This window comes from Monashia sp. NPDC004114 (assembly GCF_053603855.1).
Window position 1 is genome coordinate 110,074 of sequence record NZ_JBSGGK010000001.1, and the last position, 20,271, is coordinate 130,344.

At 68.5% G+C, this 20,271-nt stretch carries 20 protein-coding genes; 7 read left to right on the top strand and 13 right to left on the bottom strand.

What is annotated here, in order from left to right; genetic code table 11:
• Window positions 1-14: 14 nt before the first annotated feature.
• Window positions 15-692, top strand: coding sequence for a 4'-phosphopantetheinyl transferase family protein (locus tag ACWEOW_RS00445; RefSeq protein WP_452267173.1), 678 nt, complete (start codon window positions 15-17; stop codon window positions 690-692).
• Here the strand turns inward: ACWEOW_RS00445 and ACWEOW_RS00450 are convergent.
• Together ACWEOW_RS00450 and ACWEOW_RS00455 are read right to left on the bottom strand one after the other, a co-directional pair.
• Window positions 689-2,326: an amidohydrolase gene (locus ACWEOW_RS00450; protein WP_452267174.1), complete on the bottom strand. Its 1,638-nt coding sequence runs from the start codon at window positions 2,324-2,326 to the stop codon at window positions 689-691. The two genes, ACWEOW_RS00445 and ACWEOW_RS00450, sit on opposite strands and share 4 nt — an antisense overlap.
• Entirely contained in the window at window positions 2,323-3,744 is a 1,422-nt protein-coding gene (locus ACWEOW_RS00455) for a purine-cytosine permease family protein (protein WP_452267175.1), read from the bottom strand. The genes ACWEOW_RS00450 and ACWEOW_RS00455 overlap by 4 nt, the downstream gene beginning before the upstream one ends.
• Window positions 3,745-3,879: 135 nt before the next feature.
• On the opposite strand from ACWEOW_RS00455, the gene ACWEOW_RS00460 reads away from it, so the two are divergent.
• The 3 genes from ACWEOW_RS00460 to ACWEOW_RS00470 all read left to right on the top strand — a co-directional run bounded on the left by ACWEOW_RS00460 (window position 3,880) and on the right by ACWEOW_RS00470 (window position 7,194).
• Window positions 3,880-4,941 carry a LacI family DNA-binding transcriptional regulator gene (locus ACWEOW_RS00460; RefSeq protein ID WP_452267176.1) on the top strand — a complete coding sequence of 354 codons (1,062 nt, stop codon included), beginning with the start codon at window positions 3,880-3,882 and terminating at the stop codon, window positions 4,939-4,941.
• Between the two features lie 198 nt (window positions 4,942-5,139).
• On the top strand, window positions 5,140-6,759 hold the full coding sequence (locus ACWEOW_RS00465; protein ID WP_452267177.1) for a S53 family peptidase: 1,620 nt from the start codon (window positions 5,140-5,142) through the stop codon (window positions 6,757-6,759).
• A gap of 51 nt (window positions 6,760-6,810) precedes the next feature.
• Complete coding sequence (locus tag ACWEOW_RS00470) at window positions 6,811-7,194, top strand: VOC family protein (RefSeq protein WP_452267178.1); 384 nt, start codon at window positions 6,811-6,813, stop codon at window positions 7,192-7,194.
• A 26-nt stretch (window positions 7,195-7,220) separates the two neighbouring features.
• On the opposite strand, the gene ACWEOW_RS00475 is transcribed toward ACWEOW_RS00470, so the two are convergent.
• The 4 genes from ACWEOW_RS00475 to ACWEOW_RS00490 all read right to left on the bottom strand — a co-directional run bounded on the left by ACWEOW_RS00475 (window position 7,221) and on the right by ACWEOW_RS00490 (window position 10,576).
• Window positions 7,221-8,567 (bottom strand): NAD-dependent succinate-semialdehyde dehydrogenase, encoded by a 1,347-nt coding sequence (locus ACWEOW_RS00475; protein ID WP_452267179.1) that lies wholly within the window; start codon window positions 8,565-8,567, stop codon window positions 7,221-7,223.
• Window positions 8,568-8,792: 225 nt separating this feature from the next.
• Window positions 8,793-9,680, bottom strand: a complete 888-nt coding sequence (locus tag ACWEOW_RS00480) for a class I SAM-dependent methyltransferase (RefSeq protein ID WP_452267597.1) — start codon at window positions 9,678-9,680, stop codon at window positions 8,793-8,795.
• A 378-nt stretch (window positions 9,681-10,058) separates the two neighbouring features.
• Complete coding sequence (locus ACWEOW_RS00485; protein ID WP_452267180.1) at window positions 10,059-10,310, bottom strand: type II toxin-antitoxin system RelE family toxin; 252 nt, start codon at window positions 10,308-10,310, stop codon at window positions 10,059-10,061.
• The gene (locus tag ACWEOW_RS00490) at window positions 10,307-10,576 is read right to left on the bottom strand and encodes a hypothetical protein (protein WP_452267181.1); all 270 of its coding nucleotides are present in this window, start codon (window positions 10,574-10,576) and stop codon (window positions 10,307-10,309) included. Before ACWEOW_RS00490 ends, ACWEOW_RS00485 begins: the two co-directional genes overlap by 4 nt.
• A gap of 186 nt (window positions 10,577-10,762) precedes the next feature.
• Between ACWEOW_RS00490 and ACWEOW_RS00495 the strand changes: the two genes are divergently transcribed.
• Window positions 10,763-11,623 (top strand): NAD(+)/NADH kinase, encoded by an 861-nt coding sequence (locus ACWEOW_RS00495; protein WP_452267182.1) that lies wholly within the window; start codon window positions 10,763-10,765, stop codon window positions 11,621-11,623.
• A 74-nt stretch (window positions 11,624-11,697) separates the two neighbouring features.
• Here the strand turns inward: ACWEOW_RS00495 and ACWEOW_RS00500 are convergent, their stop codons facing one another.
• The 3 genes from ACWEOW_RS00500 to ACWEOW_RS00510 all read right to left on the bottom strand — a co-directional run bounded on the left by ACWEOW_RS00500 (window position 11,698) and on the right by ACWEOW_RS00510 (window position 17,253).
• A complete protein-coding gene (locus ACWEOW_RS00500; RefSeq protein WP_452267598.1) occupies window positions 11,698-14,112 on the bottom strand; it encodes a LuxR C-terminal-related transcriptional regulator in 2,415 nt (804 codons plus the stop codon).
• A gap of 234 nt (window positions 14,113-14,346) precedes the next feature.
• Entirely contained in the window at window positions 14,347-16,659 is a 2,313-nt protein-coding gene (locus tag ACWEOW_RS00505; RefSeq protein WP_452267183.1) for an ATP-binding protein, read from the bottom strand.
• Between the two features lie 312 nt (window positions 16,660-16,971).
• The gene (locus ACWEOW_RS00510; RefSeq protein ID WP_452267184.1) at window positions 16,972-17,253 is read right to left on the bottom strand and encodes a hypothetical protein; all 282 of its coding nucleotides are present in this window, start codon (window positions 17,251-17,253) and stop codon (window positions 16,972-16,974) included.
• A gap of 354 nt (window positions 17,254-17,607) precedes the next feature.
• Between ACWEOW_RS00510 and ACWEOW_RS00515 the strand changes: the two genes are divergently transcribed.
• Window positions 17,608-17,751: a hypothetical protein gene (locus ACWEOW_RS00515; protein ID WP_452267185.1), complete on the top strand. Its 144-nt coding sequence runs from the start codon at window positions 17,608-17,610 to the stop codon at window positions 17,749-17,751.
• A gap of 201 nt (window positions 17,752-17,952) precedes the next feature.
• A complete protein-coding gene (locus tag ACWEOW_RS00520; protein ID WP_452267186.1) occupies window positions 17,953-18,234 on the top strand; it encodes a DUF6916 family protein in 282 nt (93 codons plus the stop codon).
• Here ACWEOW_RS00520 and ACWEOW_RS00525 read toward each other — a convergent pair.
• Genes ACWEOW_RS00525 through ACWEOW_RS00540 form a run of 4 tightly spaced genes read right to left on the bottom strand, consistent with a single transcriptional unit; the run spans window position 18,227 to window position 20,270 of the window.
• On the bottom strand, window positions 18,227-18,703 hold the full coding sequence (locus ACWEOW_RS00525) for a GNAT family N-acetyltransferase (protein ID WP_452267187.1): 477 nt from the start codon (window positions 18,701-18,703) through the stop codon (window positions 18,227-18,229). The genes ACWEOW_RS00520 and ACWEOW_RS00525 overlap by 8 nt on opposite strands.
• The gene (locus ACWEOW_RS00530; RefSeq protein ID WP_452267188.1) at window positions 18,703-19,221 is read right to left on the bottom strand and encodes a phage tail protein; all 519 of its coding nucleotides are present in this window, start codon (window positions 19,219-19,221) and stop codon (window positions 18,703-18,705) included. The genes ACWEOW_RS00525 and ACWEOW_RS00530 overlap by 1 nt, the downstream gene beginning before the upstream one ends.
• Window positions 19,222-19,232: 11 nt before the next feature.
• Complete coding sequence (locus ACWEOW_RS00535; RefSeq protein ID WP_452267189.1) at window positions 19,233-19,742, bottom strand: phage tail protein; 510 nt, start codon at window positions 19,740-19,742, stop codon at window positions 19,233-19,235.
• Between the two features lie 15 nt (window positions 19,743-19,757).
• Complete coding sequence (locus tag ACWEOW_RS00540) at window positions 19,758-20,270, bottom strand: phage tail protein (protein ID WP_452267190.1); 513 nt, start codon at window positions 20,268-20,270, stop codon at window positions 19,758-19,760.
• Window position 20,271 lies beyond the last annotated feature (1 nt).

Genomic DNA, 20,271 nt, shown 5'->3' on the forward strand with positions numbered 1-20,271 from the left:
ACTTGAGTGGCGTCGTGGACGTCTGGCTGGTCCCTGTGACCGCAGGCCCGCTCGGACCATCGGCTGAGCGCATCCTTGACGAGGACGAACGGCAGCAGGCGGAGCGTTTTCAGCGAGACGACGACCGCCGACGTTTCACCGTGGCCCATGCCTCACTCCGAGTCATTCTCGGCGACCGCCTCGGGCTTGCTCCGGAGTGCCTCCGGTTCGGCCGAGAACCATGTCCGGAGTGCGGCGGTCCGAACGGCCGACCCGTGCTGATGGATCCCGCTGCGTCCCTGCACTTTTCGCTCTCCCATGCGGGCGGACTCGTTGCCGTGGCGGTGGCCTCGGCTCCGGTCGGGATCGACGTGGAGCCGCTTCCCGGCGTCGAGGTGGTCTCCGCCGTGCTCGAGATGCTTCATCCGCGCGAGCGGGATGTCGTGCTCGCAGCGCCCCCGACCAGACGCAGCGCAGTCTTCACGCGGATGTGGACCCGCAAGGAGGCCTTTCTCAAAGGGGTCGGAACCGGCCTGGCTCATGGATTGGGCGACCACGACGTCACCGACGGGGCGCGCCCCCGGCCCGAGCAGGGATGGTCCCTGGTCGGGCTCCCCGTCGGGGCGGGGTATGCCGGCGCTGTCGCGTTGCGCGGCGCGACGGTGCAGCCGCGACTCCGGAGTCTTCAGCTGTCCCCGGCGTCGGGCGGCTAGGACAGGGCCACGCTCCCGGAGACCGCGTCGTATGCCGTCCGGCCGGCCAGTACGGTCAACCGAACCCGGGCGCTCAACAGCGACTCGAGACCGTCCCTGAACGGGTCGGCGTCGATGACGACGAAGTCGGCACTGAGACCGGGATCGAGCCGACCCGTCAGGTCCTCCCATCGCGCTGAGCGAGCGGCATCCCGGGTGGCACGAAGCAACGCGTCCCCGAGGCGCATCGCGCTGTCCGGGAGGTTGGCGGGGAGGTCGCGGTCGATCGCCGACCTGCGTGTCGCGGCAACATAGAGGTTGGGCAGCGGGGCGTACGGCGCGGTCGGGGCGTCCGAGCCGATCACGAGCGAGGCTCCGGCGTCGGCCAGCTCGCCCCACGGGAAGCCTCGGTCGACCCGGTCGTCGCCGAGCATCCGGCGCCAGTTGTCCTGGATGGCCGGGTCGGCGTGAACGGGCTGGACCGACGCGATGACGCCGAGCTCGCCCAGCCGCCGCACGGTGTCCTCGGTGACGGTCTCGAGGTGCTCGATCCGGTGTCGGCGGGGTCGGGGACCGTTGACCTCGACGGCGTGCTCGAGGGCGAGCAGCGCGATACCGGAGGCATGGTCGCCGATCGCGTGCATGGCCACCTGCAGCCCGGCGGCGTCGGCGGCTGCGACGACGATGGCCAGGGACTCGTCGTCCCAGAGCGCCCCGGGATGGCTGCCGTCGGCGAACGGGGCGACCATCGCGGCGGTGCAGCTGTCGACCACGCCGTCTACGAAGATCTTGATGCCGGTGACCCGGAACCACGGGCCTGTCCGAGTGCGGTGCAGCTCGACTGCCCGCGCCACCTGCGCGAGGTCGCCCTCGGTGGTGCCGGTGCGGTTCACGACCCAGTGTGCGGCAACCCGCAACGGTAGCCGCCCCCCGCCGGCAGCCATCGCGTCGTCCAGTGCGGTCAGCTCCTCGTCGGCGAGTCCCATGTCGATCGCGGAGGTCACCCCGGCGGCAAGGTAACAAGCGAAGGCATCTTGCTGTGCCGCAAGGCGATCCGCGTCGGTGGATAGCCGGTCGAGAACCCCGCGCATGAGGATGAGTGCGGCGTTCTCGTACAGCATCCCGGTGGCCTCCCCGTCAGCATCGCGGGCGATGTGCCCTCCGATCGGGTCGGGGGTGTCTCGATGGATTCCCAGCTCGCGCAACGCAGCCGAGTTGACCCACGCCGAGTGGTGGTCGGCCGCGGTGAGATAGACGGGCCGGTCGTTGATCACGTCGTCGATCATCGATCGGTGCGGTTGCTGTCCATGCAGCGCGGAGAAGAGCCAGCTGCGCCCGCGCAGGCGCTCCGCGCCCGGGTCGCTCGCCGCGGCGGCTGCGAGCCGGCCCTGGATGTCCGCCAGGTCGACGGCGCCGAACAGGTCGACCTGCGACAGTGACTCGCCGAGGCTGACGAGGTGCGTGTGCGCGTCGACGAAGCCGGGCACGACGAACGCCCCTTCGAGGTCGACGGTGCGGACGATGTCGTCGAGTCGATCGGCCTCCTCGGTGGCGCCCACGAAGGCGATCCGTTCGCCGTCGACGACGATCGACTCGGCCCAGCTGGTCTCGCCGGCGGTGAAGACCCGGCCACCGCGGTAGTGCACGCGACTCATCGGGACTCCCGCGGGGCGGCATACGTGCTCATGAGCAGGAGATAGAGCACGCCCGGGACAACGAGACCCACGACCAACGAGAGGTCGACGTTGCCGAGGGCGCCGGCGATGGGGCCGGTGAAGACCGGCGTCGACGCACACATGAGGGCCAGGGCGACACCGACCAGCAGCGCGGTGGCACCAGCCACGTTGACCCCGTTGGTGTACCAGAACCGACTGGCCTTGCTCTGGTCGCTCAGGGCGCGGCCGTCATAGCGGTTCCGCCGCCACCACATGTCGGCGGTGTAGACGGCCATCACCGGCGCCAGGACCGTCACGACGAGCTGCATCGCGTTGGAGACGCTGTCCAGGAAGTTCCATACGAGCAGGGCGTACAGGGTCATGGCCGTACCGACCGCGCCGTCGAGCAGGACGCTCCGGGAGCGTGGCAGGCGTACTCCGATGGACTGGAGGGCCAGGCCCGAGCTGTATGCCGTCATGGCGTTGTTCGCGATGGTTCCGACAATGACCGCGACGAGGAAGACCGGCGTGAACCACCCGGGCAACAGGCTCTCTGCCGCCGCGCGCGCGTCACTCGCGTCGGCCGCGGTCGCCGCGAGCGCGCCCACCGAGGAGATGATGATGCCGGGCACCATGGAGCCGAGCGCCGTCCAGAGCGCGACGTCGCGCACGCGGGTCGTGCTCGGCAGGTAGCGGGCGAAGTCCGCGCTGTTGGTGTACGAGAGCGGGCCGGAGGCCACGAGCGCCGTTCCGGCAGCGACGGCCGCCCACAGGTCGGTCCCCTGGAGCGGGGCGGCGGGCGTGAACCCCCAGTTCGCGCCGCTGATGACGAAGACCGCCATGACGGCGAACACCACTGCCAGCACGATCGCCAGCGGCTGGTAGAAGCGCAGGATGAAGCCGTGACCGTAGACGCTGATGACGAGGGTGACCCCGGCGATCAGGACGATGATCGCGACCTCGACGGGAGTCGTGACGGGGATGCCGATCCGCTCGACGAGGCTGAACGCGACGTATGCCGCCGCCACCCAGTTGAGGGCGAGGTAGCAGACGCTCACCAGCCAGCCGGCGATCGCGACGTTGACGCGGTTGCCGGTCACGCCGAACATCGCCCGGGTGATGACCTCGCTCGGCGTGCCGGCCGCCGGTCCGCTGCCGGCCACGATGCCGGTGAACACCGCGAAGAGGTTCCCGACGACGATCACGCCGAGCGCCTGCCACACGCTCAGGCCCATGAGGATGAGCACGGTGCCGACGATGAAGCCGAGGAAGTTCACGTTGGCCGCGGCCCACACCGCGAAGAGCTGACGCGGTCGTCCACGCCGCTCGGACTCGGGAATGACGTCGATGCCGTGGGACTCGATCTCGAGTGAGGTGTCGGGCGCGGTCCTCTCCTGCGTCCACTCGGTTGTGGTCATGGGTCCTCCAGTCGTCGTTGACCTGAGCGTCGGTGGCGGCTCTGGTGCCGGATGCTCTTCGGTTGCCTGGCGAGTCGGAGCGTAGGGACCCAAATCGATTTGGACAACGGGTGGTCTCGCGGCTACTTTCGAGGCGTGACCCGCAGGAGGCACGTGACGATCCACGACGTGGCACGGCGCGCAGGCGTGTCGGCGACGACCGTCTCGCACACCTTCACCGGGCACGGCGTGGTGGCGACCACGACGCAGCAGCGCGTGCGTGCGGCCGCCACCGACCTCGGGTACCGCCCCGATGCCCTGGCGCGCGGGCTGCGCAGCAGCCGGCTCGGCGTCATCGCCCTCGTCGAACGATCCCTCACGGAGCTGGAGGCGCACGCCGTCCTCGGCATCGACTACTTCCTGCGCTTCGCCGGTGCCGCGGCGCTTGCGGCGTTCGACCAGGGGTATGCCCTGATGTTCGTCTCGGACCCGTCCGGCGACGAGTCGCCTGGGGCGGCATTCGCCTGCGACGGCTTCCTGGTCACTGAGCCCGTCGCCGACGACCCGTTGCTGAAAACCCTTGCCCGCCACGGCATTCCGTATCTTTCCGTGGGCCGCGACCCGCGTCTCGACGAGCCCGACACCGTGGTGGACATCGCCACCGATCTCATCACCGACCGAGTGCTCGAGCACCTGGCCGACTCGGGCGCGTCCCGCATCGCGACGGTGGTCGGCACCGACCAGAACGCATGGAACATCGACACCGAGACCCGATACCGCTCATGGGTTCGAGAGCGTGGACTCGAGCCGGTCGTCGTGCGCCGACCCGAGCTCTCGGACGTCGAGGGCGGGCGAGAAGCGATCACGGAGGCGCTCGACGTGGACCCGCGGCTCGACGGCGTCTACGTCCTCGTCCCGGAGCACGCCGTCGGGGTCCAGCAGGTGCTCGTCGAGCGCGGCCTGTCACACGTCCCGCTGGTGTGCGGCTCCGATGCCGAAGCGGTCCGGGCCGGAACGCCCCCGATCTCGGCCGTCGACCTTCAGCCGGAAGCCCTGGCCTGGCAGGCGGTGACCCGGCTGCTGACCCGCATCGACGGGGTGGAGCGCCCTGAACCGCCAGTACCGGACCACGGCCGCATCATGGTGCGCGGGACGAGCGGTCCGGCATTCGGGTCCGCTCGTCCCGAAGGGTGTGCGCCCGGGCCGACCCGCCACTGAGACACCAGGCACCCTGGGCGGATATCCCCCGTTCTGGCCGTTCGGCACGTCGAGAGGTGCGATCCGTGCGACCGTGGAGAGGTCGCCGAACAATCAAGGTCGATCCAAAATTGTTCGCATCCCATGGGTCGGGGCCGACATGTGTGATCAGGTGTTCAGGCCCGCAGCGCCCGTGGCCATCCAAAGGTGGTGAGGGCGATGGCTGCCCGCAAGATCTTCTCCGACAGTGTGGTTCCGCTGCCCCCGCCCGACGGCCTCGCCTCCCATGGCGCGATCGTGCAGGCTGCCACTCAGCGACAGCTCGACGACACGATGGAGGTGCTTTTCACGCTGGCACCTGACCCTGAGGCCACAGCAGTGCTCGAGAGCAAGGTGGCGGCGGGCGAGGTCGCCACGCCCGAGGAGATCGCGGCCGCGACGGCCTCGGACGCGGCTCGTACGAAGCTGACGAGTTGGCTTGAGGCTCACGGCTTTTCGGTTGGCAAGCCTTCTGCAGACGGAACCTCGGTGTATGCCACGTCGACCGTCTCCAACATCGCTGAGCAGCTGCAGGTCGAGATCGCCAAGGTCACCCAGGACGGCGTGACCTACTCTGCGGCGCGCACAGCGCCCAGCCTGCCCTCCGACGTCGGCGAGGGCGTGCAGGCCATCCTTGGCCTTCAGCCCTACCGGCAGCTGAACAAGCATTATCGCAAGTACGTCGCACCACCCACCTCTCCCAGATCGCGCGAGATGATGGCGCCCGCCGCAGCCGTCGCAACAGGAACCCCGCCCTATCTCGTGGACGACCTGCGCAGTGCGTATGGCGCCCAGGGTCTTGCTGTGACCGGAGCCGGCCAGATCATCGCGATCCTCATCGACACCGTGCCATCGAGCAAGGATCTCAGGGCGTTCTGGGCTCGCAACGGCATAACCGGCGCGTCCGCCAGCACGAAGCGGGTGAAGCGGATCAACGTGGGCGGCACCACCCTGCCGCCTGCCGAAGGCGAGGAGACTCTCGACGTCGAGTGGTCGAGCGGCATTGCGCCGGGCGCGAAGATCAGAGTCTATGCATCGGGGTCGCTGCGCTTCGTCGACCTCGACCGGGCCCTCGACCGGATCATCGCCGACCTACCGCGCTATCCGGGCATGCGTCAGCTCTCGATCAGCCTGGGACTCGGCGAGACCTTCCTCGGCGGCCCGGGCGGCGAGGTGGCCGCCCAGCATCAGAAGTTCCTCAAGCTCGCAGCGGCCGGGGTCAACGTCTTCGTCTCCAGCGGCGATGCCGGGTCCAACCCGGACGGGTCAGGGCACAGCTCGAGCGGCCCGCTCCAGGTCGAGTACGAGGCGTCCGACCCCGTGGTCATCGGTGTCGGCGGCACGACGCTCGACCTTGACTCCGCGGGTGCCGTCACGAGCGAGACCGCCTGGGCCGGCAGCGGAGGCGGCGTGAGTGGACTCTTCAGTCGCCCACCGTGGCAGACCGGAGCGGGCGTCCCCGCCGGCACCAAGCGCCTCGTCCCTGACGTCAGCGCGGCTGCCGACCCAAACACTGGCGCGCTCGTCATCCTGCACGGGAAGGACAACCAGATCGGCGGCACGAGCTGGAGCGCCCCGGTCTGGGCGGGCATCTGCGCGCTGCTCAACGAGTCCCGAGTCACGGCCGGCAAGCCTGCCCACGGCTATCTGGCGCCGCTGCTCTACCCGCTCTCCGGGACGAACTGCTTCCGTGACGTCACCTCAGGTTCCAACGGCGCCTACCAGGCGTCCGCCGGCTACGACCGGGTCACTGGCCTGGGGTCACCGCACGTGGGCAACCTGATAGCCACGCTCACGTGAACCCGTGGCGGTTTGGGACCGGTGTCGGTGGCCGATGACATCCTGTCCCTCATGACTTCCTCCTCTTCGATCACCGAGCTGCTCGCGTTCACGATCGACACCCCTGACGCGAGCGCGCTGGCCCGCTTCTACACCGACCTCACCGGCGGCGCTGTCAGCGGCGACTATCCCGAATACGGCTACGCCTCGGCGTCCGTGCTCGGCTCGGCCCTGAACTTCCAGACGGTCGAGGGCTACTCGAGGCCGGAGTGGCCGAGCCAGACCCACCCGCAACAGTTCCACCTCGACTTCCGGGTCTCGGACCTCGACGCCGCGACGGAGCACGCCCTGGCGCTGGGTGCAACGGTGGCGCCCGAACAGCCCGAGGGCGCGACGTGGCGGGTCATGATCGACCCCGACGGGCACCCGTTCTGCCTCTGCCCGCCGCGCGACTGAGGCACGCGGCGCCCGCGACGGGCGCGCTACTTCAGGACGCGGATGAGCTTCTTGTTGACGAACTCGTCGATGCCGTAGCGACCCAGCTCGCGGCCGAAGCCGGAGCGCTTGATGCCGCCGAAGGGCAGCTCCGCGCCGTCGAGCAGGACGCCGTTGACGAAGACCATGCCGGCCTCGATCTTGTCGGCGACGCGCTCGGCCTGCATCTGGTCCGTGGTGAAGAGGTAGGAGCCGAGACCGAACGGGATGTCGTTGGCGATCTGCACCGCCTCATCCTCCGTGGCGGCCTTGAAGACCATGGCGACAGGGCCGAAGAGCTCCTGCCGGTAGACGTCGTTGTCCGGGGTGACACCGGTGAGAACGCCGGTCGGGAAGAACGCGCCGTTGCGCTCGCCCGCGGACTCGAGGCGGGCGCCCTGCCCGACGGCGGCGTCGACCTGCTGCTGGAGCCGGTCGGCGGCAGCGACCGAGGACAGCGGGCTGATGCCCTCTGCGCCGGCCTTGACTCCCGCGGTGAACTTCTCGACGAACGGGTCGTAGAGGTCCTCGGTGACGATGAACCGCTTGGCCGCGTTGCAGGCCTGGCCGGTGTTGTCGAGGCGGGCGCTGACGGCGGCCTCGACGGTCGCGTCGAGGTCGTCGGTCGAGAGCAGGATGAACGGGTCGGAGCCGCCCAGCTCGAGGACGACCTTCTTGAGGTTGCGCCCCGCGATCTCGGCGACGGCCGCACCCGCCCGCTCCGAGCCGGTCAGCGAGACGCCGTGCACGCGCGGGTCCTCGATGATCGTGGCAACCTGCTCGTTGGTGGCGTAGATGTTGACGTAGGCGCCCGGCGGGAAGCCCGCGTCGTCGAAGACCTGCATGATAGCGGCGGCGGACTCAGGGCACTGGGGCGCGTGCTTGAGGATGATCGTGTTGCCGATGCACAGGTTCGGACCGGCGAACCGGGCGACCTGGTAGTACGGGAAGTTCCAGGGCATGATCCCGAGGAGGACGCCGTACGGCGACCGGCGGACCAGCGCCGAGCCCTCGCCCTGGAGCAGCTCGATCGGCTCGTCCGCGAGCAGCTTCTCGGCGTTGTCCGCGTAGTACTCGTAGATCGCCGCGCTGAACTCCACCTCGCCCACCGCGTCCCCGAGCGGCTTGCCCATCTCGCGGACGATGATGGCGCCGAGCTCGTCCTTGCGCTCGCTGTGCAGGTCGGCGACCCGCCTCACCAGGGCGGCACGCTCGGCGACCGTCGTCGTTCGGGCCCAGCCCTGGCTGGCGGTCGCCGCGGCGGCGATGGCCGCCTCGATGTCGGCATCCGTCGCGGTGGGGAACTGCTGGAGGACCTCGCCCGTAGCCGGGTCGGTGACCGCATAGAGGCTCACGTGGATCTCCTTGTCTGCCGATGATCGCGAGCCTCACGCTGCTCCATGGAGCGCTCACTCGTCAACAGCCAGGACCGCGGCGCCGGTGGCGATCCGACCCCGCTCAACAGCTCATCGGTTCACCCGTCTCCGCGCCGAGTTCGAGACAGCCTGCCGCTATGGCCTCGACATCGCAGGCGAGCCGCGCCGGGCGGACCGGCCCAAGGATGACGCCGTTCGAGATCGTTACAACCCGTACCCGATGGCGGCAACGACGACACGGGCCAGTTTCTGCATGTCGGAGAACCGGGTGTCCAGGCCGAGCTCGCCGGCGAATGAGAGGTGTTCGATATCGCTGACAACGGACATCTGCTGCGTGGCGAGCAAGGCGTGCATCTGTTCCGGAGTCCATGCGGAAATCATCGGTTCGTGCTCGAACAGGTTGGGCCTGCCCGCAGCTGTGAACAGGGCCTCGAGACTGAGCATGTCGAGCGGGTGGCTGCCGGTGGCGTCGCTGCAGACCGTGTACGTGGCCACGAGCCGAGATCCGGGGGCCGAGGCGCCACAGAGGCCGGAGAGAGTGGCGTGCACCTGGGCCTCCGTCAAGTAGTCCAGCACACCCTCCAGGATCCAGGTGGTCGGGGTTCTCGGGTCGAAGCCTGCTCGGACAAGCGAGTCGAGCAGCGTGTCCTTTCCGAGCTCCACAGGGACGAACACCACGCCCTTCGCAGCTGAGGCCAGCCCGTCTGTGCGGGCCTTCTTGTCTGCCTGGGAGGCCGGCTGGTCGACCTCGAAGACGGTCGTGTCCGCCAGCTGCGGCAGGCGCCACGCCCTGCCATCTAGCCCTGCCCCGACGACGACGACCTGGGTCCCGGGTCTGGAGCCCAACGCGTCGTCGATCGCGACCGTTCTGGTTGCGAAGACCGCCGCCGTCGACCAGAGCAGGTCGTAGACGCGGCGTTCCGGGCCTTCTGGCACCGGGCCGAGTGCCATGTCGACATCGGCCTGTTCATCGGGACGGAGCAACCGTTGGGCCACCGGATCACTGAACCGCCCCGGCGCCAGACGCCCGTGCGCCACAGCCCGGCCCTGGCACACCCATACCGCCGTCCGGCTAGCCTGCAAACCTGCCATGTCCGCACTCCCCTTGTCTTCCCGAGCCCGCGCCAACGCGGACCACCGATCCCGGCTCTCTCATGGCGGTCGATGTACCTCGTTGAGCCCGCCGCCCAGGTCCTTGCTCAGGAGACGGTTGAGTGGGCCGCGCGTGACGGCATATATCGTGGCCGCGGCGTGAGGCACTCACCGGATGCGCTGCCGACCCCGGCGACAGATTGACGGCCTCGCGTCGTTCCGGCCCGAATGGCCGCGAATTCCATTGCAGCCCAAACTAGTTAGCAGTTCCGATGAGTCTAGTTCGTAACAATCCAAGCGACTCCGCGAGGCTCACCAAGGACCACGACTCCCTTCTGCGAGAACTAGACGGCGGCCCAGCCACGATCGTGTCCGATGTCAGCCGGCACGACCCAAATGGATGACCTCGATCCTGACCACCCGCTCGTCGACCTCATACAGAACCCGGTAGCGACCGACGCGGAGGCGCAGCAGGTCTGCATTTCCCCAGGCAAAGGCGCTCGCCGGACGCGGGTCAGTCGCCAGCTCATCCACCGCGTCGAACACCGCGGCCAACCCCTTGGGGTCATCGCCCATGAAGACCTGGGCCGCCGCGAACGCCTCGTCGGCCCAGACGACCTCGTAGGTCAACCCGCCGCGCCCCGCGCCGCCGGAGGAAGTCCCAGAGCTGACCTGGCCTCGGCCTGCGTGACATATGTGACTTCGCCGAGCTGCCGCCGCAGCTGATAGCGCGCCAGCGCGAGCTCATCCTCCAAGTCCTCGATCCGCCGCACTTGGTCCGTGAGGTAGGCGTGGATCGCCTCGCGCGCGACTTCTTGCTTGCTGCGGTTCTCACTACGGGCGCGCTCAGTCAGCATCCGGTCATCGGCCTCGCCCAAGCGCAGAGTCATCGCCATGCCCGCATGGTATCGACAGATACCAACCAGAGGATCGCTTCGAGTCACACGGGATGACACGCGGCCATCCCGAGAGTCGACCTACCAAGGCGTGAGCTGGATGACGACGTATGCCCGGCGGCGCGCAGAGCCCCGCGCTGCCCGCATGGGCACCCGCTCCGCCAGGTCTCCCCCTACATTGACGTGATGGGCATGGTTCACACGGTCGGACTGGTGCTGCATCCGGACCGGGACGCCAAGACGGCCGTGGACACGATCTGCGGCTGGGCGGGCGATCGGGTCACCGTGCTCGGACTTCAAGACGAGATCGGCCGCATCGAGTGCAGGGCCGTGGGGGTGCATACGGCTGAGCTGGTCGAGCGCGCGTCGCTGCTGGTCAGTCTCGGCGGAGACGGCACGATGCTTCGCGCCATGCGGTTGCTCGACCGTCGGGCCACGCCGGTCCTCGGGGTCAACCTGGGCCGGCTCGGCTTTCTGGCGGAGGTCGATGTGGCCGAGCTGCCTGCCGCGCTGTCAGCCATAGATGCGCAACAGTTCACGGTGGAGGACCGCGCCGCGGTCAGTACAACCTTGCCGGACGGTACCGCTGTGAGGGCATTCAACGACATCGCCGTCGTGCGAGTGCCCGGGCACCGCCTCGCCGCTGTGGAGATCTCCGTGCAGGGCTCTCCATTCGTGCGGTATGCGGCGGACGCCGTCATCGTCTCGACGCCGACCGGCTCCACCGCATACAGCTTCTCGGCCGGAGGGCCGATCGTGTCGCCGAACGTGCAGGGCGTCCTTGTGACCGCGGCTGCGGCGCACTCGTCGTTCAACCGCGCGCTGATGCTCGCCCCGCACGAGGAGCTCACCTTGCGCGTCCTCCCGGTGAGCGGCCTCCTGGCGGTCGAGGTCGACGGGATCGTGGCAGGGCACGTGTCCGCGGGTGACACGCTGCCGATCGCCTCTTCGCGTTCCGCGGCCCGAGTCGTGCGTCTCGGCCGGACGACGTTCTATGAGCGGGCCAGGCGCAAGCTGCGCGTCGAAGGCAGCGCGGAAGTCGACTGAGCCTTCGCATTCTGCCTCGTGTGCGGATGACCCACCTCCACCGAGATCACCCGAGACGGCCGATCAAGGCGGTGTCAGTCAGCTGTGCGCCTGTGGCTGGCTGTTGTTTCGTTCTGTGCAGCACCGCCTTTTGCCTGCTGGACGTACCAGCTGGCGATCTTGGCGCGTGACGTGGCGTCGAGCTTGGTCAGGATGTTGCGGATGTGGCCGTGCACGGTGCGTTCGGAGATGACGAGCTTCTCGGCGATCTGGCGGTTGCTCAGCCCATCGGCAACCAGCCCCGCAACCGCCGCCTCACGCGGAGTGAGCGGATCGTATGCCGCACCGTCAGGGGTCGGGGCGGCCGCGGCGCCCTGCCCGGCTGCGACGGCCTGCTCGGCGAACGCCGCCGCAGCGGACGCGTCCATGCCGAGTCCCCGGGCGAATGCGGCGGCATACGCCTCGGGTCCGGCGGCGGCGGTGGCCTGTGCGGCGGCAGCAGTCCGGTACGCGGCGAATGGCGTCGCGTCGGGAGGCATGTGGATGAAGCGCCACAAGCCGTCCGCGGCACCGAGCAGCGTCGCCGCGGCGACCCCACGACCCAGCGCCGCCTGAACCCAGCCGAGGCTCTCCGTGCTTTGCGCCGTCTGGAAGCGGTCGTCGAGCTCCCGGGCACATCGCAGAGCCTGGAGCTCGTGGTTCTCGGCTGTGGCGAGGTCGCCCGTGTTCAGGGAGATCAAGCCCAGCACCCAGTTGCTCGTGGCGCGGTTGACCAGCTCACCGCGGGCCTCGCTCAGCGCCAGCGTCTGGGTGCATACCCTTGTCGCCTCGGCGAGGTCACCGGCCGCCAGGCGCGCGAAGCCGATCACCAGCATGGCCTGCAAGTAGCCATACCCAGCGGCGTGTCCGGTCCGGTCGAGCTCGGCCACGACCGTTGTGTAATGGTCGCCGGCCTCGCCGGGCCCACCGCTGTAGAGCGCCAGAGTGCCCAACCCGAAGAGGTGGTCGGTGCGGACGAGGCACTCGGGCCCCCAGCCTTCCGTGCTGAGGTGGGTGTGCCGGTCGCCGTGCGCGTGCTCATCCAGGATGCCGATGAGGCCCGCGGCCTCGGCGAGCCTGGCTCGCGAGTACTCCAGGTCGAGCTGTGGCGCGGACAGCCACCCAGCCATGGACGCTGTCCGGGCGCGCTCGGCCGGGCTGCCGGTGGGCTGGGCGAGTGCGAGATCGGCCCAGTGCCGGGGCTCGTCAAAGGCGCCCTCAGTAGTCCAGAACGGCTCGAGGTCGCGACACATCCGAAGCGCGGCCGGCGATGTGGCCGGGTCGGCCACGGCATGCTCCAGCGCGGCGCGCAGGTTGGAGTGCTCGCGGCGCAGCCGGCTCATCCATCTGGGTTGGTGGGGTCCGGACCAATGGGCGACCATCTCCGCCGTCAATGACTCGGACCACGCCAGGTGTGCATCCCGCGAGGTCGCCAGGTCACCGGTGTCCTTCGCCTGGCGCGCCCCGTACTGGCGCATCGGCTCGAGCATGCGGTAGCGACCCGGCGCGTCGGGGTCCGCGAAGATCAGCGACTTGTCCGCCAGCGACATGAGAAGCCCGAGAACGTCCGACGACGTGATCGTCCCGGCCGCGCAGACCACCTCGGCCGCGTCGATGTCGAACCCACCGACGAACACGCTGAGGCGCCGCCACACCGCCTGCTCCTCGGGCGTGCAGAACCGGTAGCTCCACTCCATCGACGCCGCCATCGAGTGGTGCCGTGCCGGAGCGTCGACCAGCCTGCCGTCCGCCAGCCTCAGCTCGTGCATGCGCCGCACCATCACCTGCGGCGCCGCGCTCCGGATCCGGGCGGCTGCCAGCTCGACCGCCAACGGTATGCCGTCCAGCTCGCCGACGAGCTCGGCCACGGCGGCCGCGTTGTCCGGGACCAGACGGAACGATTCCGATGCCAGGCGAGCCCGGTCCACGAACAGGGCTACCGCATCGAATGCCATCAGCTCCTCGGGCGACCCCCCTTGACCGCCCGAGTGCCCCAGCGGCGGCACCTGCATGGGGGGCACGTCGTACACCACCTCGCCCGCGAGCCCCAAAGGCATACGGCTGGTGCCGATGACGGCGACACCCGGACACTCACGCATCACGTCCGCGACCAGCGGCGCCATCGACCCCACCAGATGCTCACAGTTGTCCAGCCACAGGAGCGCGCGGCGGTCGCGCAGGAAGTCCGTCAGCACCGCCGCGTTCCACTCCGTGCCAGACACCTGCAGCCCCAGAGCGCCAGCAACCGTGTGCCCCAGCAGTGCAGCGTCCGACAGCTCACCCAAGGCCACCAGGAACGCACCATCGGCGTACCCGGGACCGATCTCGTCCACGACCCGTGCCGCCAGCCTGGTCTTTCCGACACCGCCGAAACCAGCCAGCGTGACCACCCGGTTGACCGCCATGAGGTGACGAAGATCCCCGAGCTCTCGCTCCCTACCGACGAACCGGGTCCCGAACGCGGAGCCCATGCCCACCGGACAATCGTAGACAGGCCCGACAGGGAGTCCCGGCCCAATACAACCAACACAGGCCCAACTGGGCGAAATGTTCCGTGTCGGGTCTATCGCACGAACGGTGTAAGAGGCCCGATCGCCATGAGGGCGAGGAGGGTCGACATGACCCGCGCGCTGAGCCTCGGCCACTGCGGCTCGTTCCCGAGGAGAAGCGGCGAGGCCGGGCGGCGCGCCTGGCCTCGCCGCCTGTCAGGCGTCTGCGTTCTGTCCGGCACCAGCTTCTGTCTGTTGGACGTACCAGCTGGCGATCTTGGCGCGGGATGTGGCGTCGAGCTTGGTCAGGATGTTGCGGATGTGGCCGTGGACGGTGCGTTCGGAGATGACCAGCCGGGCAGCGATCTCGCGGTTGCTCAGACCCTCGGCGACGAGCCCGGCGATGTCGGCCTCTCGCGGGGTGAGCGGATCCAAGGATGGCCGCCTGGCCTCGTTGGCGACGACAGTCGACCGGTCACCGGCGGCGTCCTCGGACAGGGCGACGGTGAGAGCGGCGGGGGTCCCGATCGTCATTCCGTGCGTGTACGAACGCTCGTAGTCCTCCGGCCCGATCGCTGCTCTGGCCGCCGCGACGGCAGCCGCCCTGAACTGTGCGAACGGTTGGGAGCTCGGCAGCGGCAACCGGATGGCCCGCCACATGGTCTCCGCTGCGCCGAACAGGGTTGCCGCGCGTGCGCCGAGTCCGCGAGCCGCGGCGACCCAGCCGAGGGCCTCCAGGTTCATGGCCGTCTGGGTGTTGTCACCCAGCTGCATGGCGATCTGTAGGGCTCGTTCATGGTGTGGCTGAGCGGCGACGACCTCTCCGGTCCCGAGGGCGGTGAGACCGAGGACCCAGTGGACGGGTGCCCGCATGTAGAGCTCGTGGCGGGACTCGCTCAGTGACAGCGACGTGGTAGTCAGTCGGCTGACCTCGGCGAGGTCGCCTTGTCCGAGGCGCAGGAGTGCAAGGACGTACCTGGCTTGCAGGTGGAGATGCTCCCCGACTTGCCCGGTTCGCTCGAGTTCGGCCGCTGCTGTCACGAGGTGCTCGTCGGCGGCATCCAGCTGTCCGTCGTACAAAGCGCTGGTGCCGGCGGCGATGTGGTAGCAGGTATGCGCGAAACACTCGTCCACCCACTTGTGCGCGCCGCCAGGGCGACCTGCGTCGTGGTGCACCATGGCCACGAGCTCCGCGCACTCCGCGAGCCTGGCGTGGGAATAGCTCAGGTCGAGCTGGGCGGCGGCGAACAGGCTCGCCGTGGCGGCAGCCCGGGCACGCTCCGCCGGAGAGCCGGAGGGCTGGTCCAGAGCGAGGTCGATCCAATGCCGGGCCTCGTTGAACGATCCCTCACAGCCCCAGTACGGCTCGAGGTTCCGGCAGATGCGCAGGGCAACAGGCGAGGTGCCTGGATCTGCCACGGCGTGCTCGAGCGCGGCGCGCAGGTTGGGCAGCTCGAGGCGCATCCGGGTCATCCAGGCGACCTGGTCTGGGCCGGACCAGTGCGACCACAGGTCCCCCGTCAGTGCCTCGACCCACGCCAGGTGGGCCTCCCGCGACCGCGCCAGATCATCCGCCTGCCCGGCTTGGCGCGCGGCGTACTGGCGGGTCGGCTCCAGCATTCGGTACCGACCCGCATGGTCGGGGTCCGCCGAGATGATCGACTTGTCCGCCAGCGACAGCAGCGGCGCCAGCACGCTTTCGGCCACCAGATCGCCCGCGGCGCAGACGGTCTCGGCGGCTTCGATGTCGAACCCACCCACGAACACACTCAGGCGGCGCCACACCGCCTGCTCGTCCGGCGGGCAGAGCCGGTAGCTCCACTCCACCGACGCCACCATCGACCGATGCCGCACCGGGGCATCCACCAGCCGTCCGTCCAGAAGCCTCAGCTCGTGCGCCCGGCGCACCATCACCTCAGGTGCCGCCACCCGCACCCTGGCCGCCGCCAGCTCCACCGCCAGCGGGATCCCGTCCAGCACCCCGACCAGCTCGGCCACAGCGGCCGCATTCTCCGGGACCAGACGGAACGACGCTGACGCTGCTTGGGCCCGGACCACGAACAGCTCGACCGCATCGAAACCCACCAGATCCTCAGGCGCCAGTTCGGACCCCTCGGGGACGCCTGTCGGTGGAAGGTCCATCGGCGGCACGTCGTACACGGCCTCGCCCGCGATGCCCAACGGCATACGGCTCGTCGCGAGAACCGCCACGCCAGGACACTCCCGCACCAGCCGCGCGACCAGCGGCGCCACGTCGTCGACCAGATGTTCGCAGTTGTCCAGCCAAAGGATCACCTGCCGATCACGCAGGAAGTCGGTCAACACGGCGGGGTCCCACCCTGACCCGGGCACCTGCAGCCCCAAGGCGCCGGCCACCGTGTGACCCAGCAGTCCCGTATCCGTCAGGTCCGCCAGCGCCACCAGGAACGCCCCATCGGCGAACCCCGGGCCCAGCTCGTCCACGACCCGCGCCGCCAGCCGGGTCTTCCCGACGCCGCCGAACCCGGCCAGCGTCACCACCCGGTTCACCGAAACCAGGTCACGAACAACCCCGAGCTCCCGCTCCCTGCCAACGTACCGGGTCCCGAATGTCGAGCCCATCCCCACCCGACAATCGTAGACAGCCGCGACAGCGAATCCCGACCCATTACATCCAGCAGACGCCCAAATAGGCGATATGTCTTCCCAGCCATGTCCCGATGGTGACCCGACACGATGCGCCCCCTGAACTGGTTGCAGCGCCGCGGCGCCCGCAAGGTCTTCGGGTGAAGATCTTGCGAGCCCGAGTCGCGGCTGTGGTTGGCCTGCGCGGACGCTGCAGGCGGGTACGGGCTTGGTCCGTCAGGGTCCTTCGGAGAGCAGCTGTGCCTCGGACTTGGTGATCATGGGCAGGCTGTCCGCGGCGAGGTTGATCTCGGCTGGGAGCCGGGGGCTGTCTGAGTCGACGCGCAGGTATTTCTGCGCCGGGCCCTTGGCCGCGAACACCCCGGCAGGGCCACCGACGGCCACGTATCCGCCAGCGGGGTCGTTGGCGCCGTGCATGGCCGGTGCGAGGAACAGCAGGAACGGCCCCCCGGACCGCAGTGCCGACTTACCGGTGTTCTGGTCGATGCCCGGTCTCACTACCTCAATCGACTTGTGCGCCAGTGAGCCGGCGAGGATCTTCGTCACGCGCATCTGGACGTACGGGGTGGGAGCTGAGCCACGCGATCGTCAGCCACGCCGCGTGCCGTCGTCGACGCCGCGACCAGCACCTTCAGGGGCCCCGCGCGTGGAGCATCGAGACAGGGCCCTCGATGTCGCTGAACAGCACCGTGCGGTTGGCTCTTGACAGCGGCAGGCCCGCGCCAGGCGGATGCGCGGTGCTGGCCGACGATCGGGGTGAGCGGTGCCCCGGATCAGGCTCGGAGTCAGGTACGCGGTCGCTCTTGGCCGCGGACGCCTCAGACCACCGCCCCCGGCTGGACGGATGAGCCGGTGGCCGGGGTCGAGGTCGTCGCGACCGCGCAGGGCGGCACCGTCGTGGCCAGGCGGCATACGGACTCCTCCGGCAGCGCCGTTCTCGATCTGCCTGCCGGCACGGTAACGCTCACGGCGTCGCCGGCGGCCCCCCGCGCGTGACGCCGCGACCGACGCAGGTGACCGTCGATCCATCACCCAGGCAGACGTTTCAGGAAAGTCGCACATTGCTCACCCCGTGCGGGGCATCTCGCCCGCGCGTGACGCGGCCGTTGCGGACCCGCCCGATCATTCCGTGAATGCTTGGCGGAAAAGCTTCCGCTCGGGGTGTCAGGAACAGCGTGGATGGTATCTTGCAGTGATATGACCGACCTCGGCACGATGACCGTTTCGGACTTCTCCCCGCTGCTCAACGATCGATTTACCATTCGGACCGAAAAACAGTCCTTCGACGCCCTCCTGGTCGAAGTGAATGAGATTTCGCGCGAGCCAGGAGGTCGGGCGCCGTTCTCGCTGGTCTTCCAAGGCGGGCCGAACCCCCCACTGGAACAGCAGATCTTCCGCGTCGAGCACGACAGACTCGGCGTACTAGACATCTTCCTGGTGCCGATTGCGACGGACCGCTACGAAGCAGTGTTCACGTAGCCGCTGGCCGCTCCAGGAAGAGGTAGACGCCCTTGTCCTCGGAGACCGCGAAGCCGAGCCGCTGGTAGAGCCGCAGGGCGGGGTTCGTGCGCTCTACGTGGATCGTGACGCTCTTGCCGCCGGCATCCGCCTCCGCCAGCAAAGCTTCCAGCAGCCAGGTTCCGACGCCAAACCCACGGTGTTCAGGCAGGAGAGCGATATCCACGATACGGATGTCGGTCTCGCCCCTGCGCACGTACAGTCGCCCGGCGGGCTCGCCGTTGAGCACGATGAGCTCGTAGGTAGTACGGGTGTAGTTCTCGTGGTACCAGCGGTCCTGGGCGTCGAACTGCGCGCGCAGGAAGGTGTCCTTCTGGACGTCGGTCCACGGCACGGTCGCGAGCTCGTCCGTGCGTGTGCTCGCATAGACCCGATAGAGGAACTCCCGGTCGCCCTCAGCGACCGGGAGCAACTCGATGACGGCGCTCATCAGCCTCGTGGCGGGAAGACGCCCTGGAGCGCGATGTTGAAGTTCAGTGTCAGGTACGGCTGCATGTTGTTGTGCGGCTGGTCGCCGCCGGTCGGCGCGACCGCGCTGGGCGAGAGGTTCGTCGTCGCTCCCGGAGTCTGGTACTGCGAAACCCCGATCCCCGTCGCGAGGAGCTGGCCCGCGGGGGTGCGCTCAGTGCCATCGCCTTGGGATGCGTTGAGGTCGTGGGGGTGCGACGGCATCTCGCTCACGAGCAGCGTCACTGACTCGCTTCCGCCGGGCTCGCCGAGGTCGTGCAGGGACAGGCCCGGACCCTGACCGGGGTGCATGGGGGCGTTCCCTTGCAGGTTGGGCAAGGCAAAGTTTGACTTTCCGTCACCCCCGTAGGTGGTGCCCAGCAGGGAGAAGAGCGCCGTGTTCTGCGAGAGCGGAAGGAGCTGGCCATCGCAGAATGCCCAGCCCTTCGGGGCGAAGTTGAACGGGAAGATACGAATTTCAGCGATAAAGGGGTCGGCCATCGTCCTTGTCCTTACGTCGGCGACGGGAAGATTCCAAATAGCGAAATGATGAAGTTGATGCAGAGGTAAGGCTGGAAGTTCGTATGCGGCTGGCTCCCGCCCCTGGGCGAGATCGAGCCTGCCTTCAGCTTGGTCAGGGGTTGATCGGTGCCATAAGGAAAGATGGTGGAGCCCGTGCTCAGCGCGAGGATGTTGTTGTTCGGTGAGTTCGTTCCCGCCGTGGTGGTCGACCCGAGGAACGGATGTGAGTGACTCGGAATCTGCTGGATCGTCAGTGTGACCTCCTCGACGCCGCCGGTCTCGGCAAGGGCCATGCCGTTGCCGAAGTGGAGGGGGATGCGCCCACGCAGGTCAGGCATAGCGAATGTGGACTCGCCGTCACCACCATAGGTCGTGCCGATCAGCTGGAAGAGCGTCTCGTTCTCGGAGATCGGCAGCAGCTGGCCATCGCAGAACGCCCAGCCCGCCGGCGCGAAGTTTCCAGCGAACATTCTGATTTCACCGACATACGGTTGTGCCATGATCACTCACCTCCTTCAGGTCTGTGACGGGAAGATGCCCTGCAGGGCAATACAGAAGTTCAGAACAAGGTACGGCTGCATATTCGTATGCGCCTGAGAGCCTCCGGTGTTGGATATGGCGTTTTGGGCCATAGCCGCAAGAGTGCCGGCGGCTATGTACAGTTGCGAGAAGTTCGACTGAGCGGCCATAAAATTCGGATTCGGCGAATTTGTGTTCGCGTCGGCCTGCACAGTCGTAGCGTTCGCGCCGTGAACGTGTTGGGGTAGTTCGCCCAGCGTGATGGTGTGGTTCTGTTCGCCGCCGCGTTCGCCGAGCGTGTGCCCGCTCCCGACATGGATCGGCGTCCGCGTCTGGAGATTCGGAAGCGCGAAGTTGACCCGGCCGTCGCCTCCAAACGTCGTGCCCAGCAAGGAGAACAGACCCTGGTTCTGGTTGATCGGCAACAGCTGTCCGTTACACAGGGCCCACCCCTTTGGCGCGAACGAGAAACTCATGATCCTGATTTCCGACAGAAACGGTTCGGCCACG

Coding starts and splice junctions, on each gene's coding strand:
- ACWEOW_RS00490 (WP_452267181.1), bottom strand. CDS start 10,576: ATGGCGATGACTCTGCGCTTGGGCGAGGCCGATGACCGGATGCTGACT.
- ACWEOW_RS00535 (WP_452267189.1), bottom strand. CDS start 19,742: ATGGCACAACCGTATGTCGGTGAAATCAGAATGTTCGCTGGAAACTTC.
- ACWEOW_RS00465 (WP_452267177.1), top strand. CDS start 5,140: ATGGCTGCCCGCAAGATCTTCTCCGACAGTGTGGTTCCGCTGCCCCCG.
- ACWEOW_RS00520 (WP_452267186.1), top strand. CDS start 17,953: ATGACCGACCTCGGCACGATGACCGTTTCGGACTTCTCCCCGCTGCTC.
- ACWEOW_RS00450 (WP_452267174.1), bottom strand. CDS start 2,326: ATGAGTCGCGTGCACTACCGCGGTGGCCGGGTCTTCACCGCCGGCGAG.
- ACWEOW_RS00495 (WP_452267182.1), top strand. CDS start 10,763: ATGGGCATGGTTCACACGGTCGGACTGGTGCTGCATCCGGACCGGGAC.
- ACWEOW_RS00470 (WP_452267178.1), top strand. CDS start 6,811: ATGACTTCCTCCTCTTCGATCACCGAGCTGCTCGCGTTCACGATCGAC.
- ACWEOW_RS00480 (WP_452267597.1), bottom strand. CDS start 9,680: ATGGCAGGTTTGCAGGCTAGCCGGACGGCGGTATGGGTGTGCCAGGGC.
- ACWEOW_RS00455 (WP_452267175.1), bottom strand. CDS start 3,744: ATGACCACAACCGAGTGGACGCAGGAGAGGACCGCGCCCGACACCTCA.
- ACWEOW_RS00500 (WP_452267598.1), bottom strand. CDS start 14,112: ATGGGCTCCGCGTTCGGGACCCGGTTCGTCGGTAGGGAGCGAGAGCTC.
- ACWEOW_RS00530 (WP_452267188.1), bottom strand. CDS start 19,221: ATGGCCGACCCCTTTATCGCTGAAATTCGTATCTTCCCGTTCAACTTC.
- ACWEOW_RS00525 (WP_452267187.1), bottom strand. CDS start 18,703: ATGAGCGCCGTCATCGAGTTGCTCCCGGTCGCTGAGGGCGACCGGGAG.